Here is a 14,637-nt window from a genome sequence, read left to right on the forward strand (position 1 = left end):
GGATCGCGATGACCGGGCTTCCGCCTCTTCTGACGCTTTTTATGATTGCGGCGTTCTGCATCGGGGCTGGCGTCTTTTATCGCTTGGCGGCGCGGCGCAGCGTCCATGCCGCGTTGATCGGCTGGGGTATTTGCGGCGCCGCCGTGATGGCGCTGGGCTGGGGCGCTTATGTCGTGCAGGCGGCGCCGCGTTTGGCAGTCTTTACCGGCCTGATCCTGCCTGTCTGGCTGATGGGCGGCCTGTCGGGGCTGATCGTCGGACTAGCACTGCGAGCCATGCGCAGATGACCGCCCTCGTACCCACCCCGCGCGGACGGTTGACGCCGCAGCGCGCGCTAGCGGATCTGACTTGGCTGCGCGTGGGCGGGCCTGCTGATTGGCTGTTTCAGCCTGCGGACGAGGCCGATCTGGCAGAGTTTCTGGCCGCGCTTGACCCAGGGATCGCGGTCTTTCCCATGGGTGTCGGCAGCAACCTGATCGTGCGGGACGGCGGATTGCGTGCCGTGGTCATCCGCCTCGGGCGGGGGTTTAATGCAATTGCGACGACAGGCACCCGCGTTACCGCCGGCGCGGCCGCGCTGGATGCCCATGTTGCAAAGCGGGCGGCAGAGGCAGGCGTCGACCTGACATTCCTGCGCACTATTCCGGGCGCCATTGGCGGCGCGGTTCGGATGAATGCGGGTTGCTACGGTAGCTACACGGCGGATGTGTTCGTCTCTGCACGCGCCGTGACGCGGACGGGCCAGACTGTGATGCTGACCGCAGATGATCTGAACTTTCGCTATCGCCAGACCGACCTGCCTGAGGGCTGGGTATTGGTTGAGGCCACGTTTGAGGGGGTGCGGGGCGATCTAGATGCGTTGACTGCGCGAATGGATGCGCAGCTGAAAAAACGCGACGAGACGCAGCCAACCAAGGACCGTACCGCTGGCAGCACATTCCGCAATCCCGCCGGTTTCAGCAGCACCGGCGCGGCGGACGACACCCACGAGCTAAAGGCGTGGAAGGTCATTGAGGATGCAGGTATGCGCGGCGCACAGCGCGGCGGCGCGCAAATGAGCCCTAAACACCCAAATTTTTTGGTCAATACAGGCGGCGCGACAGCGGCTGATTTGGAGGGCTTGGGCGAAGATGTCAGAAAAAAGGTTTTTCAAACCAGCGCAATAGAGTTAGAGTGGGAAATTATGAGGGTCGGTGATCCGGCCCCGTGATTTGGATGCTACATCCAACACCAATAAGAACAGGGCCGACAACGGCTCGATACCAATAAAAACAGGGCCGATAACGGCCCGGGACTTGAGGCAGATCGGTGGTTCGTTCGAGCAGAACAAACCCCAAAGTTGCGGTAATCATGGGCGGCCCGTCGGCAGAGCGCGACGTGTCCCTATCAAGCGGGCGTGAATGCGCCGCCGCGCTGAGGGATGAAGGCTACGAGGTAGTCGAGGTGGACGCAGGTGCGGACCTCGCTCAAAAGCTGTCCGAAATTGCACCCGATGTCGTCTTTAATGCGCTTCACGGCCGCTGGGGCGAGGATGGTTGCGTTCAGGGCATGCTGGAGTGGCTGCGCATTCCCTACACCCATTCGGGCGTCTTGGCGTCAGCACTGACCATGGACAAAGAGGCGACCAAAACCGCCTATCGCGCCGCTGGCCTGCCTGTCATGCCCAGTATTATCGCCAATAAATCGGATGTCTGCGCCGCCCACCCTATGCAACCGCCCTATGTGGTAAAGCCCTACAACGAGGGCTCCTCCGTCGGGATCTACATCGTGCACGAGGATGCAAACGGCCCTGCGCAGCTAGCAGATGACATGCCAGATCGTGTCATGGTCGAGGCCTATGCGCCGGGCCGCGAACTGACGGCGACTGTGGTTGGGGACCGCGCGCTGACGGTAACCGACATTGTGACCGATGGGTGGTACGACTACGCGGCCAAATACGAGGTCGGCGGATCGCGTCACATCGTACCCGCTGACATACCGCAGGATATCTTTGATGCCTGCATGGATTATGCCCTGCGCGCGCACCGCGCTCTTGGGTGCCGGGGCGTCAGCCGCACTGATTTTCGCTGGGACGAGGCGCAGGGGCTTGCGGGTCTGATCCTGCTTGAGACGAACACGCAGCCCGGAATGACACCCACATCGCTGAGCCCTGAACAGGCGCAGGCCGTTGGCATGAGCTTTGGCGCGCTATGCCGCTGGATGGTCGAGGACGCATCATGGGACAGATAGGCACACGCAATCGACAGCCAGCAACCCGGAACGATCCCGCGCCGTCGCGTTGGTCCTACCGGATGCAGCGTGTTTTGCTAACGCCAATGTACCGCCGGATGCTGCGCTTTGGCATTCCGTTCTGCCTCAGCTTTGGTGTCGGGGTATGGTATTTGTCCGATCCTGCGGTGCAGCAGCGCATAACGCTGGCTGTTGCCGATATTCGCCACCAGATCCAGACGCGCCCCGAATTCATGGTCAAGCTGATGTCCGTCGAGGGCGCAAGCGACCGCGTGGCCGAAGAAGTGCGCGATAGCTTTGCATACACGCTTCCTGCCAGCTCGTTTGATATGGATCTGGATGCCGTGCGCGCCGCGGTTGAGGAATTGCCAGCCGTTGCCGGGGCCGCCGTGCGCGTGCGCCAAGGCGGAGTTCTGGAAATCCGCATCGCCGAGCGGACGCCCGCCGCGCTGATCCGTGTTCCGGGCGGCCTGATCGTGGTGGATGAGGCCGGTGTCGCACTAGACGCTGCCGCACATCGCGGCGAATACCCAAGCCTGCCTGTACTGACTGGACAGGGCGCCGAGGGCGCCGTGACCGAGGCGCTGGCAATCCGCGCCGCCGCTGCACCGCTGTCGGGGCGCCTGCGCGGTTTCGTGCGGATGGGCGCGCGGCGCTGGGACGTGGTGCTGGATCGCGGCCAGCGCATCATGCTGCCAGTGGCCGATCCGGTGCGCGCACTAGAGCGAGTGATCGTGCTGGGCGAGGCGCAGGACATGCTGGAGCGCGACATCGCCGTGGTCGATATGCGGCTGGCCGATAGGCCGACGATAAGAATGAAAGAGCGCGCCAACGACGAATGGTGGCGGGCAAAGAATTTGGTGGCAGGGACAGGCGCACAATGATCGAACTATATGAATCCCAGCGCGCAATGCGCAACATGCGCCGCGCCGCGATGCAGCGGGGCGTCGTTGCCGTGCTGGATGTGGGCACGTCCAAGATTGCCTGCCTTGTGCTGCGGTTCGACGGCACGGGCGCACGCAAAGATGATAGCTTTGGTGCGATGGCGGGGCAGGCGGGTTTTCGCGTGATCGGCGCGGCCACTACCCGCTCGCGCGGGGTGCGCTTTGGCGAGATCGACGCCATGGCCGAGACGGAGCGCGCAATCCGGACTTCTGTTCAGGCGGCGCAAAAGATGGCAAACATGCGCGTTGATCACGTCATTGCCTGTTTCTCGGGCGCGTCCCCGCGCAGCTATGGCTTGGCCGGGCAGGTCGAGCTGGAGGATCACATGGTCAGCGAGCAGGACGTCAGCCGCGTGCTGTCATCGTGCGAGGTGCCCGATTTTGGCGATGGCCGCGAAGTGCTGCACGCGCAGCCGGTAAACTTTGCGCTCGACCACCGCTCGGGGCTGATTGATCCGCGCGGGCAGATGGGCAATTCGCTGAGCACTGATATGCATATGCTGACGGTCGATGCCGCCGCGATCCAGAACCTTGCCCATTGCGTCAAGCGTTGCGATCTGGAATTGGCCGGTGTCGCCAGCTCATCCTATGTCAGCGGTATCTCTGCGCTGGTCGAGGACGAACAGGAACTGGGCGCTGCCTGCATCGATCTGGGTGGCGGCAGCGCCGGTATCTCGATCTTTATCAAAAAGCACATGATCTATTGCGATAGCGTCCGAATGGGCGGCGAGCATGTGACAAGTGACATCTCAATGGGCTTGTCGATCCCTACGGCCACGGCCGAGCGGATCAAGACTTTCTACGGCGGCGTTGTTGCCACCGGCATGGACGACCGCGAGATGATTGAGATCCGCGGCGATACAGGCGACTGGGATCACGATCGCCGCAGCGTCAGCCGGGCGGAGCTGATTGGCATCATGCGCCCCCGCGTTGAGGAAATTCTCGAAGAAGTGCGCGCACGCCTTGACGCCGCCGGCTTTGACAGCCTGCCCAGCCAGCAGATTGTCCTGACCGGCGGAGGCAGCCAAATCCCCGGCCTCGACGGGCTGGCCAGCCGCATTCTTGGACAGCAAGTCCGCCTTGGGCGACCCTTGCGCGTGCACGGTTTGCCGCAGGCCGCGACGGGCGCCGGGTTTGCGTCAGCTGTGGGCATGTGCCTCTTTGCGGCGAGCCCGCAGGACGAATGGTGGGACTTTGAATTGCCAGTTGATCGCTATCCACAGCGGTCGCTGAAACGTGCGGTTAAATGGTTTAAGGACAACTGGTGACCGCAATATACGGTGCTATAGGCGAAATACCGCGAAAAGACGTAAGAAAGTGACTATATTTGGTGCTTGAATTGCGTTTTTTAGGTGACGATCCGGGATATGCCCGATATTAATGTGAGTTAAGGCAGGAAAAATGGCCCGCGAATGTGGGCGCAAGCACAGGCGGACAGAGCAATGACATTGAATCTCACCATGCCCGGACGCGACGATCTGAAACCTCGGATCACCGTTTTCGGAGTCGGCGGCGCAGGCGGCAATGCGGTCAATAACATGATCGAAAAGCAGCTGGATGGTGTCGATTTCGTCGTCGCTAATACGGACGCCCAGGCGCTACAGCAGTCGAACGCGGACAACCGCATCCAACTGGGTGTCAAAGTGACCGAAGGTTTGGGCGCTGGTGCCCGCGCATCGGTCGGCGCAGCCGCTGCCGAAGAAAGCATCGAACAGATTGTCGATCATCTGGCAGGCGCGCATATGTGCTTTATCACTGCCGGAATGGGCGGCGGCACAGGAACGGGCGCCGCGCCGATCATCGCACAGGCCGCACGCGAGTTGGGTGTTCTGACTGTCGGCGTCGTGACCAAGCCTTTCCAGTTTGAGGGCGGCAAGCGGATGAAGCAGGCCGAGGACGGCGTTGAGGCGCTGCAAAAGGTCGTCGATACGCTAATCATCATTCCGAACCAGAACCTGTTTCGCCTGGCCAATGAGAAAACCACGTTCACCGAGGCGTTCTCGATGGCGGACGACGTACTTTATCAGGGCGTCAAGGGCGTCACCGATCTGATGGTGCGTCCCGGCCTGATCAACCTCGATTTTGCCGATGTTCGCGCCGTAATGGACGAGATGGGCAAGGCGATGATGGGGACCGGCGAGGCCGAGGGCGAGGATCGCGCAATCCAGGCCGCCGAAAAGGCCATCGCCAACCCGCTGTTGGACGAAATCAGCCTCAAGGGCGCCAAAGGTGTCTTGATCAATATTACGGGTGGCACCGATCTGACCCTGTTCGAGTTGGACGAGGCGGCAAACCGCATCCGCGAAGAAGTAGACTCCGAGGCGAACATTATCGTCGGCTCCACCATGGATCCGGCCATGCAAGGCATGATGCGCGTCAGCGTTGTGGCGACCGGCATTGATGCCGCGCCAGCAAATGGCGAGTTGCCCGTGCCCCGCCGCTCGCTGGCACAGCCGCTGCGCCAGCAGACAACTGCGGAGCGTCATGAAGAGGCTGCTGCGCGTTCTGCAGCCGCGCCCGCGCCCGAGCAACAGCCCGAGCCGGTTGCCGCTCAGAAAATCGAAGAGCCGTCGCTGTTCACCCCGACTGAGGCCGAACGCGTCGCCGCTGAGGAGCAGATGGAGGACATCTTTGAGCCGCGCGAAGAGCGGTATCAGCCTGCAGCAAAAGTAGATGATGATCTGCCTCCCCCCGCCTACGCGCCCCGCGCGGCAGACGAGGATGAGGATCTGAACGCATATGTTGCACCGCGCGCGCCCACGCCCGGCACGCCTTCGGCCGAGGCAATGGCACGTCTGCACAACGCTGTCGGAAATGCCGCATCGCGCCGTCCCGAAGGTGCGCAAACGCCGCAGGCCCGCGCATCCCATCAACAAGCGCATGAAGCCCAGCAGCAAGCGCCCGAGCGTCAGCGGTTTGGCATCAACTCATTGCTGAACCGGATGACAGGCCACGCAGCCGAGGCTGAGGCCCCGCGCCAGCCGCGTCAGCAACCCAGCGTGCAAGCCCAGCAGCCCGCTCGTATCGAGCCTGAAGACGATCGCGACGAGCAAATTGAGATCCCGGCTTTCCTGCGCCGTCAGGCCAACTGATCCCAAGGGTCGCCTAAGGCGATACAATACCCAGAAAAGACCGCCTACGGGCGGTCTTTTTTTGTGATAATTCACGTATAAACCAGCCTGTAAGCTACTGACACGTTTGGGTTTAAGGCACTTTGGCGAAATATCGCCCAAGTTCCTACCCGTCATGTTTCAGACCGTTGCAAAGATTGAGTTGAGCCTTGGCCGCACTCGCCTTAAATCCTCGTTAATGAAAGCGGCAAGAGTTGCGGCATCACCAAACCTGAAGAGATTGAATTGCAAAATACGGTATCAACCCCAATCACGTTCGACGGTGTCGGCCTTCACTCGGGCCGCCCTGCGCGTCTGGTGATCCGTCCTGCCGGTGTGGGTGCGGGTATCGTGTTTCGTCGTCTCGATTGCGTCGCAGGGGATGGGGGCAAGTCTGCTGATATCCCTGCGCTATGGAATCTCGTACACCAATCGCCGCTCTGCACCCGCTTGGAAAATGCGGATGGTGTGCAGATTTCGACGATTGAGCATGTGATGGCCGCGCTGATGGGCTGCGGTATTCATAATGCACTGGTCACGGTCGACGGTCCCGAAGTACCCATCCTTGATGGCAGCTCACTCGCGTTCGTGCGCGGCATCTTGGCGGCTGGCGTCAAGCGGCTGTCCAGCCCGGTGCGGGCCCTGCGGGTATTGCGCCCTGTAGAGGTGCGTCGCGGTGATGCATGGGCCCGGCTGACGCCAAATGACACGCTGACGATCGAATTTGACATTGCCTTTGATGACGCCGCGATCGGTGTGCAGAAAAAAGTGTTGAATATGGCCAACGGCAGTTTTGTCCGCGAGCTAAGCAGCAGCCGGACATTTTGCCGCAAGTCGGATGTGGATGCTATGCGCGCCAGCGGTCTGGCGTTGGGTGGCTCGCTGGAAAATGCAGTTGTCGTCGATGGCGCGCACATCCTTAGCCCCGGGGGTCTTCGCCACGGGGACGAGGCCGTGCGCCACAAGATGCTGGATGCACTTGGCGATCTGGCGCTGGCTGGTGCACCCCTTTTGGCGCATTATCACGGCTACAAGGCCGGTCATGCCCTGACGAACGATCTGCTGCATGCGCTGTTCGCACAGCCGGGCGCAGTTGAATGGGTCACTTGCGACGCCACGTTGGCGGCCAAGCTGCCCGGCGCGGGCGTGCATTGGGGCGAAGTGCCACAAGTCGCCTAAGACCTATCCCTATATTCGTTTCAAACCATCCAAGTCCCGGATTTTGGGCCAGATTCCGTGCTGGCACAGGCCCCGCTATTGGGCTACAAACCGATCAGAGGCGTAGAAGGGCATATCAGGCATGACGTTTGGCAGACAGGGCGCAGCACAGCGCGTAAAACTGGCGGCAAAACAGGCGGCTGCACTGGCGGCCAAGGGCGCGGGCGTCGTCCTTTTGACTGCTGCGCTGGCATCATGCGGCGGGATCACCGGCAAGGTTGAGCGCGGCGATGTCGATTATGAGAATTTCACCGCTCAGCAGATATTTGAGCGGGGCGAGTACGATCTGGCCGCTAACAAGCCTGCGGTGGCCGCCAAGAGCTTCGCCGAGATTGAGCGCCTTTATCCCTATTCCGACCTCACGAAGCGTGCGATCATCATGCAGGCCTACTCGTACCACCGCGACCGCGATTATGAGGCGAGCCGCAGTGCCGCGCAGCGATACATCGACTTCTATCCCACGGATGAGGATGCGGCCTATGCGCAGTATCTTCTGGCGCTCAGCTATTATGACCAGATCGACGAAGTGGGCCGCGATCAGGGCCTGACCTTTCAGGCGTTGCAATCGTTGCGGACGGTGATTGAGGTTTATCCGGACAGCGAGTATGCCCGCTCGGCCATGCTGAAGTTCGACCTTGCGTTCGACCATTTGGCCGCCAAGGAAATGGAAGTAGGCCGCTATTACCTGCGCCGTGATCATTTCACGTCTGCGATCAACCGCTTTCGCGTCGTGGTCGAGGATTTCCAGACCACATCGCACACCGCCGAGGCGCTTCACCGACTGGTGGAGGCCTATGTCTCGCTGGGTCTGACCGATGAGGCGCAAACCGCCGGCGCGATCCTTGGCTATAACTTCCGGTCGACCCCTTGGTATGAGGACAGCTACAAGCTGCTGACCAGCCGCGGACTTGCGCTTGAGGCGCGGGGCGATAACTGGTTGGCTCAGGTGTACCGCCAGATGATCAAGGGCCAATGGCTGTAATGCAGGCGGTGGGCTGATGCCCACCCAGCGGGTTTAGGCAATGCTGCGCAGTCTTGATATTCGCGACATGTTAATCATCGACCGGCTGGACCTTGCGTTTCAGCCGGGCCTGAATGCGTTGACTGGCGAGACTGGGGCAGGCAAGTCGATCCTACTCGATAGCCTCGGTTTTGTTCTGGGCTGGCGCGGCCGAGCCGAGCTGGTGCGCAGCGGTGCCGAGCAGGGCGAGGTAACAGCCGTGTTCGATCTGCCGGAGGGGCACGCAGCGCATGCCGTGCTGGATGAGGCAGGCTTGCCCGGCGGCGAGGAGCTGATCCTGCGCCGGATCAATACCGCCGAGGGCCGCAAAACTGCATGGGTCAACGACCGCCGCTGTTCAGGCGAGGTGCTGCGCAGCCTCAGCGATACGCTGGTTGAACTGCATGGCCAGCATGACGACCGCGGCCTGCTGAATGCGCGGGGGCACCGGGCGCTGCTGGACGATTATGGCCAGACGGGCGATTTGCGCCGCGATACGCGTGATGCGTGGAACGCGCGGCAGTCCGCGCAGAAGGCGCTGGCCAAGGCCGAGGCCGCCCTCAATGCCGTGCGCAGCGAAGAGGAGTACTTGCGCCACGCAGTCGCAGAGATGCGCAGCATGGCACCCGAGCCGGGCGAGGATGCCGCGCTGGATGCGAGCCGCCGGATGATGCAAGCCGCCGAACGGGTACGCGCCGACATTACCAAGGCTGCGACGGCCCTTGGCGGAAATGGTGCCGAGGGCGCGGCGGGCGACGCCCTGCGCTGGCTTGAAGATGCAGGCGCGCAACTGGAAGGCCAACTGGAGGCGCCAATCGCCGCCCTCAACCGCGCCATGGTCGAGCTGGACGAGGCGGCGCGCGGCGTCGATGACTGCCTTGAGGCGCTGGCATTTAACCCCGCCGACCTAGAGGATACCGAGGAACGCCTCTTTGCGATCCGCGCGCTTGCGCGCAAGCATGACGTGGCCGCCGATGATCTGGGCACCTTTGCCGAGGAGTTGGAGGCGCGGCTGGCCGCCCTGGATGCAGGCGATGCTGAGCTGGAGCAACTACGCGCTGATCTGAAAAGCGCAGGCAAGATCTATGACGATGCTGCCTCTGCCCTCAGCGCCGCGCGGTTCGAGGCGGCAGGACGTCTGGACACGGCCGTTATGGCTGAGCTGGCCCCGCTCAAGATGGAGCGTGCGGTGTTTGAAACGACCATGAATGAGGTGCCGCCGGGCCCCGATGGCATAGACGAGGTCGCCTTTCGCGTCGCCACCAACCCCGGCGCCCCGTCGGGTCCGCTCGGCAAAATTGCGTCGGGCGGTGAGCTGAGCAGGTTTCTACTGGCCCTCAAGGTCTGCCTGACAGGTAGCCAACCGGGGCTGACGATGATCTTTGACGAAATTGATCGCGGTGTTGGCGGCGCGACCGCCGACGCGGTGGGCCGCCGTTTGGCGGATCTGGCGCAAGGCGGCCAAGTGTTGGTCGTCACGCACAGCCCGCAGGTCGCGTCGCTGGCCGCTCATCACTGGCGTGTGGAAAAGCGGGTGGAGCAGGGCATGACCCTCTCGACGGTCACACCGCTGGACGAAGGGCAGCGCGTAGACGAGATTGCCCGCATGCTATCGGGCGACCAGGTCACCCCCGCAGCGCGTGCCGCCGCAGAGGCGTTGATGGCGGGCTAGCCGAGCGCGGCGAGTATCGCATCCAGCCCGTCCGTCAGCGCAGCGGGGCCGGGTTGCAGGATCAGCGGTGCCTTAATCTCGTGAATACGCGCATTTCGCACAGCCGGAATAGCGTCCCAGCCGGGGCGCGCAGCGATCTTCTCGGGTCGCAGTTTCTTGCCGCACCAAGATCCGATGATGATGTCCGGTTTCGCCGCAATCACCTGCGCAGAGGTGACAAAGCGGTCCTTGGCCGCAGGCTGCGGCGCTAGTTTGGGAAACGCCTCGCGCCCGCCCGCGATCTCGATCAGTTCACTGACCCACCGGATGCCAGATATCATCGGATCGTCCCATTCCTCGAAATAAACGATGGGCCGCGCCCGCCCATGGCTGCGCGCCGCGACCTCGGCCAGCCGCGCCTCATAACCGGCGGCCAGCGCCTCGGCTCGCGGGCCCGCGCCGGTTAGTGCGCCAAGTGAACGGATCATGGCAAGGATACCCGCGACGCTGCGTTGGTTGTAGCCCACCACCATGACGCCCTCGCGCAGCAGCGCGGCGGCGATATCGGCCTGCAAGTCCGAGAACGTCAGCACCAGATCTGGCTTTAGCGCCATGATCTTGGGAATGTCGGCAGAGGTAAACGCACCAACGCGCGGCTTTTCGCGGCGCACGCGGGCAGGGCGGACGGCATAGCCTGTGACACCGACGATGCGCGCATCCTCGCCCAGCAGATAGAGCGTCTCGACCGTCTCTTCGGTCAGGCAGACGATACGTTCCGGCGGAAAGCTTTGCATGGGGCGTGTCCTTTGCGGGCGGCGCGCGAATGGAAGCCTCCGGCGGCAATAACGGATGCCGGACCCTGTGACACGCTCGGTCTACTCGGGGGCGATCATGAGCAAACTCTTTCAGCTCTTCAAGCGTGGACGCCCGTTTATCTGCGCGTGTTTCCTCCGTACTTGCCCAATGTCAGCAGAGGCGCCTTGCCCCGTTGCGGGCCAGCCCTTAAGAAGCTGGGGCGCGCAAGCTGGATGCGCCGGAGCCCGGAGTGGACCAGATGAAACGTGCCCTGATTACCGGTATTACCGGCCAAGACGGATCTTATCTTGCCGAACTTTTGCTTGAAAAAGGTTATGAAGTGCACGGTATCAAGCGCCGCGCGTCATTGTTCAACACCCAGCGGATCGACCATCTGATCCAAGACCCGCATGAAGCGGACCAGCGGCTCACGCTGCATTACGGCGATCTGACGGACACGTCGAACCTGAACCGCCTGCTGGCAGAGATCCGGCCCGACGAGGTTTACAATCTCGGCGCTCAGAGCCACGTGGCCGTCAGCTTTGAGGCGCCCGAATATACTGCTGATGTCGACGGCATGGGCACGCTGCGCCTGCTTGAGGCGATCCGTTTTCTGGGGATGGACAAGACGTGCCGGTTCTATCAGGCCTCCACGTCCGAGCTGTACGGCTTGGTGCAGGAAACCCCTCAGCGCGAGACGACGCCGTTCCATCCGCGCAGCCCCTATGGGGTGGCCAAGCTCTATTCTTACTGGGTCACGGTGAATTACCGCGAGGCCTATGGCATGTATGCGTGCAATGGAATCCTCTTTAACCACGAAAGCCCGCGCCGGGGTGAGACGTTCGTCACGCGCAAGATAACGCGCGGGCTGGCCCATATCGCACACGGATTTGAGCACTGCCTCTATATGGGCAATATCGACGCGCTGCGCGACTGGGGCCATGCGCGCGACTACGTGCGGATGCAGTGGATGATGCTGCAGCAGGAGGCGCCCGATGATTTTGTAATCGCCACAGGCAAGCAGTATTCAGTGCGTGATTTTATCCGCTGGTCCGCCTCCGAGATGGGGTTAGAGCTGGAATTTACTGGCGAGGGGCTGGACGAGATTGCCACCGTCACCGCCGTGCGCACCGATCTGACGCCCGACATCAAGGTGGGCGACGTCATCCTGCGCATCGATCCGCGCTATTATAGGCCCGCCGAGGTCGAGACGCTGCTGGGCGATCCGACCAAAGCCCGCGAAATGCTGGGCTGGGAGCCGCAGATAACCGCGCAGCAGATGTGCGCCGAGATGGTGGCAAACGATCTGGCAATCGCACGACGCGAGCGCATGTTGGCGTGATGTGCCTGCGGGCAATTCAGCGCGCGGTGGCCAAGTGCCGAGGCTTAGATCTGGGCCGCGGCGCTGAAGCCGGTGAATGAGAGCAATGCACCGCCCCGTTTAGAATGTCAGCAGTTGATTCGCGCACGGCGTTCGTTCATTCTTTAATTATTAAGCGCCGCTTACGTTGTCAGCCGTTCTGCGATCTCACATTTAATGACAGAGCTTCGAGCCCGCTCAATACTTTTTCGCGTTTGATGCCAACCTAGAAAGAGACCCAATTCAGAAACCGGACTCAGCAATGACTTCTAACGCAGTGTATTCCAGCACCTCCAGTCAGGCGTTCGACAATGCCAGAAATAACAAGCTGCGGCGATACCCATCCCCGGATACAGACGGCGAGCGGATTTATCCTTTGGTGTCCCCCAGCGTCTCTCCAGCATTTAGCATTGGCAAGAGCGACTCTATTTTCGCGATAGGATCATGCTTTGCCAGAAACCTCGAAGGGGCGCTGCACAAAGCTGGAATGAATGTCCTCAGCCGCCAGATCGACCTTGGAAAAATAGGTGAGGAGGTCGGCGCGGCATCGAATTTCCTTAACAAATACACCGCGGCGTCGATCCTGAATGACCTGAGATGGGCGCTGGAAAGAGACAGTTTTCCGGGTGAGGACATCATCTATGCTGTGCGCGATGGTGTCTATTGCGACCCGCAACTGGGCCTGATCCGCTTGCCCTATCCGCTTGCCGACATCATGGACATGCGCACGCGCTATTTGGACGCGATGGCGCAGGTGAATGACGCGGATGTGGTCATCATAACCCTGGGATATGTAGAGACTTGGTTCGACAAAGAGCTTGGTCTTTATCTGAATATTGCGCCGCCACCGGCACTTTGCGCAAAGTTTCCAGATCGGTTCGAATTTCGTGTTTTGGGATTTGAGGATGTGCGTCTGGCACTCGAAGATATTTACGCGCTGTTGAAAAAACATCGCGCGAAACCACTCAAGATGCTGCTGACTGTGTCGCCGGTGCCGCTTGTCTCGACGTTTCGGGATGTGGATGTGCTGGTCGCGAATGCCTACTCAAAATCGGTCCAGCGCGCAGCAGCTGAGACATTTGTCGCGGACAAGCCGGATGTCGATTATTTTCCGTCCTACGAATCCGTGATCCTGTCGAACCCCACGGTTTGCTGGGCGAGGGGCGATTACAGACATGTCTCGCCGGATATTGTGGCGCGGATCATGTCCAATGTGCTGGTTAGCTACGCGCCTGATTTCGATGCGCCCGGAGTCTATCAAGGCTCACCCATGACGCGTGAGGCGGTTTTTGCGACAGCGCGGCTGCTGGTCAAGCTGGGGGAGGGGGGCGCATTGGCAACGCTATTTTCGCAAAATCGCGCGCTTTTTGCGGCGGAAGACAAGCTATTGGCACAAATTTCGGACGCATTGCAAATCGCGGGCCATCTTATCCTAGCCGCCGATGCGCTTGAGGATAGGGTGACGCTCGCGCCAGAGAGGCCAAGGGTCTTGCAACGTCTGATCTCACTGGTGAGCCAACATCCGGAGGATCAGGACAGGACACGTAAGCTGCTGAAAACCCATTCGCAGCTCTTTCCGGCGCGGTCGGATTTCAGGGCGCGGATCGAGAAAACGCTGGGCTAAAGCGATCAGTCCTGCTGCGCGGAAAAGACGGATCGGCGCACAAACAGAGCATCCCCCCAACCGAGGCGTTTCATCTCGCAATGCCCCAACTCAAAGCCCAGGGCCTCTAGGAACACGACGAAACGCGATATTGGCATGTCCCCTTGGTAGATGTCGCCAATGCTCACTTCCATCCAGATGAAATCAATAGATTTGAGCGTGTTGAGCGCCCCCAGAATGACATGCTTTTCTGCGCCTTGAGTGTCGATAAACATCATGTCGTAATCTTCGGCGGCGATGCCCTTTTCTGGCAATATCTTGTCTATGGTGCGTAGCTTCATCGCACGGGTTTCCGAAAAATGGATGTCGGGTTTGATTTTTTTGTGATTCTTCGGCTTGAGGAAGCTGGACGACTCGCCGGTGTTGCTTGACACATTAAAGTCCACGCTCTTGCCGTCTTCATCGCCGATCAGGGCATGAATGGCGCGGTAGCCGTCCACTTCCAAAACGCGTTCTTCAAGTTGGCCAAAGGTTTCGTCAAGCGGATCGATGAACACCGCTTTTGTCACGCCGGAGCGCGACATCTTGGCGACCTCCCGCCCGTTATGCGCCCCGATTTGAATGACGCCGCGCGGCAATCTTTTGAATCTGGATTTGACTATTTCAATGGCACGCAGGCCGGATTTTACCGGCGCGAGATCACTCTTGGAATTCATTGTTCTGCCAA

General features: G+C 60.9%; 13 protein-coding genes. 11 read left to right on the plus strand and 2 right to left on the minus strand.

Translation table 11 applies throughout. From position 1 onward, the window contains the following. Positions 1-8 precede the first annotated feature (8 nt). The 9 genes from MK6180000_RS03960 to recN all read left to right on the plus strand — a co-directional run bounded on the left by MK6180000_RS03960 (position 9) and on the right by recN (position 10,173). Complete coding sequence (locus MK6180000_RS03960; RefSeq protein ID WP_138933553.1) at positions 9-287, plus strand: hypothetical protein; 279 nt, start codon at positions 9-11, stop codon at positions 285-287. Beyond that, positions 284-1,210, plus strand: coding sequence for a UDP-N-acetylmuramate dehydrogenase (murB, locus tag MK6180000_RS03965; protein WP_138933554.1), 927 nt, complete (start codon positions 284-286; stop codon positions 1,208-1,210). Before MK6180000_RS03960 ends, murB begins: the two co-directional genes overlap by 4 nt. 98 nt (positions 1,211-1,308) lie before the next feature. After that, positions 1,309-2,229: a D-alanine--D-alanine ligase gene (locus tag MK6180000_RS03970; protein ID WP_138933555.1), complete on the plus strand. Its 921-nt coding sequence runs from the start codon at positions 1,309-1,311 to the stop codon at positions 2,227-2,229. After that, positions 2,217-3,113 carry a cell division protein FtsQ/DivIB gene (locus tag MK6180000_RS03975; protein WP_138933556.1) on the plus strand — a complete coding sequence of 299 codons (897 nt, stop codon included), beginning with the start codon at positions 2,217-2,219 and terminating at the stop codon, positions 3,111-3,113. The genes MK6180000_RS03970 and MK6180000_RS03975 overlap by 13 nt, the downstream gene beginning before the upstream one ends. Further along, the gene (gene ftsA / locus MK6180000_RS03980) at positions 3,110-4,441 is read left to right on the plus strand and encodes a cell division protein FtsA (protein WP_138933557.1); all 1,332 of its coding nucleotides are present in this window, start codon (positions 3,110-3,112) and stop codon (positions 4,439-4,441) included. Before MK6180000_RS03975 ends, ftsA begins: the two co-directional genes overlap by 4 nt. 174 nt (positions 4,442-4,615) lie before the next feature. Further along, positions 4,616-6,265, plus strand: a complete 1,650-nt coding sequence (gene ftsZ / locus MK6180000_RS03985) for a cell division protein FtsZ (protein ID WP_138933558.1) — start codon at positions 4,616-4,618, stop codon at positions 6,263-6,265. A 264-nt stretch (positions 6,266-6,529) separates the two neighbouring features. Beyond that, entirely contained in the window at positions 6,530-7,462 is a 933-nt protein-coding gene (gene lpxC, locus MK6180000_RS03990; RefSeq protein ID WP_171054536.1) for a UDP-3-O-acyl-N-acetylglucosamine deacetylase, read from the plus strand. 121 nt (positions 7,463-7,583) lie between these two features. Then, positions 7,584-8,483 (plus strand): outer membrane protein assembly factor BamD, encoded by a 900-nt coding sequence (locus MK6180000_RS03995; protein ID WP_138933560.1) that lies wholly within the window; start codon positions 7,584-7,586, stop codon positions 8,481-8,483. A 40-nt stretch (positions 8,484-8,523) separates the two neighbouring features. Continuing rightward, positions 8,524-10,173 carry a DNA repair protein RecN gene (gene recN, locus MK6180000_RS04000; protein ID WP_138933561.1) on the plus strand — a complete coding sequence of 550 codons (1,650 nt, stop codon included), beginning with the start codon at positions 8,524-8,526 and terminating at the stop codon, positions 10,171-10,173. Here the strand turns inward: recN and MK6180000_RS04005 are convergent. Further along, the gene (locus tag MK6180000_RS04005; protein ID WP_138933562.1) at positions 10,170-10,946 is read right to left on the minus strand and encodes a cobalamin-binding protein; all 777 of its coding nucleotides are present in this window, start codon (positions 10,944-10,946) and stop codon (positions 10,170-10,172) included. The two genes, recN and MK6180000_RS04005, sit on opposite strands and share 4 nt — an antisense overlap. 260 nt (positions 10,947-11,206) lie before the next feature. On the opposite strand from MK6180000_RS04005, the gene gmd reads away from it, so the two are divergent. Together gmd and MK6180000_RS04015 are read left to right on the plus strand one after the other, a co-directional pair. Then, positions 11,207-12,289, plus strand: a complete 1,083-nt coding sequence (gmd, locus tag MK6180000_RS04010; protein WP_138933563.1) for a GDP-mannose 4,6-dehydratase — start codon at positions 11,207-11,209, stop codon at positions 12,287-12,289. Positions 12,290-12,569: 280 nt separating this feature from the next. Then, on the plus strand, positions 12,570-13,931 hold the full coding sequence (locus tag MK6180000_RS04015; protein WP_138933564.1) for a GSCFA domain-containing protein: 1,362 nt from the start codon (positions 12,570-12,572) through the stop codon (positions 13,929-13,931). A gap of 5 nt (positions 13,932-13,936) precedes the next feature. Here the strand turns inward: MK6180000_RS04015 and MK6180000_RS04020 are convergent, their stop codons facing one another. Continuing rightward, entirely contained in the window at positions 13,937-14,626 is a 690-nt protein-coding gene (locus MK6180000_RS04020; RefSeq protein WP_171054537.1) for an FkbM family methyltransferase, read from the minus strand. Positions 14,627-14,637 lie beyond the last annotated feature (11 nt).

This window comes from Roseovarius arcticus, assembly GCF_006125015.1.
Lineage (GTDB): Bacteria > Pseudomonadota > Alphaproteobacteria > Rhodobacterales > Rhodobacteraceae > Roseovarius > Roseovarius arcticus.

Bases quoted from the DNA above. Each gene is read 5' to 3' on its own strand.
- ftsZ (WP_138933558.1), top strand. From the start codon at position 4,616: ATGACATTGAATCTCACCATGCCCGGACGCGACGATCTGAAACCTCGG.
- MK6180000_RS03975 (WP_138933556.1), top strand. From the start codon at position 2,217: ATGGGACAGATAGGCACACGCAATCGACAGCCAGCAACCCGGAACGAT.
- MK6180000_RS04020 (WP_171054537.1), bottom strand. From the start codon at position 14,626: ATGAATTCCAAGAGTGATCTCGCGCCGGTAAAATCCGGCCTGCGTGCC.
- MK6180000_RS04015 (WP_138933564.1), top strand. From the start codon at position 12,570: ATGACTTCTAACGCAGTGTATTCCAGCACCTCCAGTCAGGCGTTCGAC.
- gmd (WP_138933563.1), top strand. From the start codon at position 11,207: ATGAAACGTGCCCTGATTACCGGTATTACCGGCCAAGACGGATCTTAT.
- MK6180000_RS03995 (WP_138933560.1), top strand. From the start codon at position 7,584: ATGACGTTTGGCAGACAGGGCGCAGCACAGCGCGTAAAACTGGCGGCA.
- MK6180000_RS04005 (WP_138933562.1), bottom strand. From the start codon at position 10,946: ATGCAAAGCTTTCCGCCGGAACGTATCGTCTGCCTGACCGAAGAGACG.
- MK6180000_RS03960 (WP_138933553.1), top strand. From the start codon at position 9: ATGACCGGGCTTCCGCCTCTTCTGACGCTTTTTATGATTGCGGCGTTC.
- murB (WP_138933554.1), top strand. From the start codon at position 284: ATGACCGCCCTCGTACCCACCCCGCGCGGACGGTTGACGCCGCAGCGC.
- ftsA (WP_138933557.1), top strand. From the start codon at position 3,110: ATGATCGAACTATATGAATCCCAGCGCGCAATGCGCAACATGCGCCGC.
- recN (WP_138933561.1), top strand. From the start codon at position 8,524: ATGCTGCGCAGTCTTGATATTCGCGACATGTTAATCATCGACCGGCTG.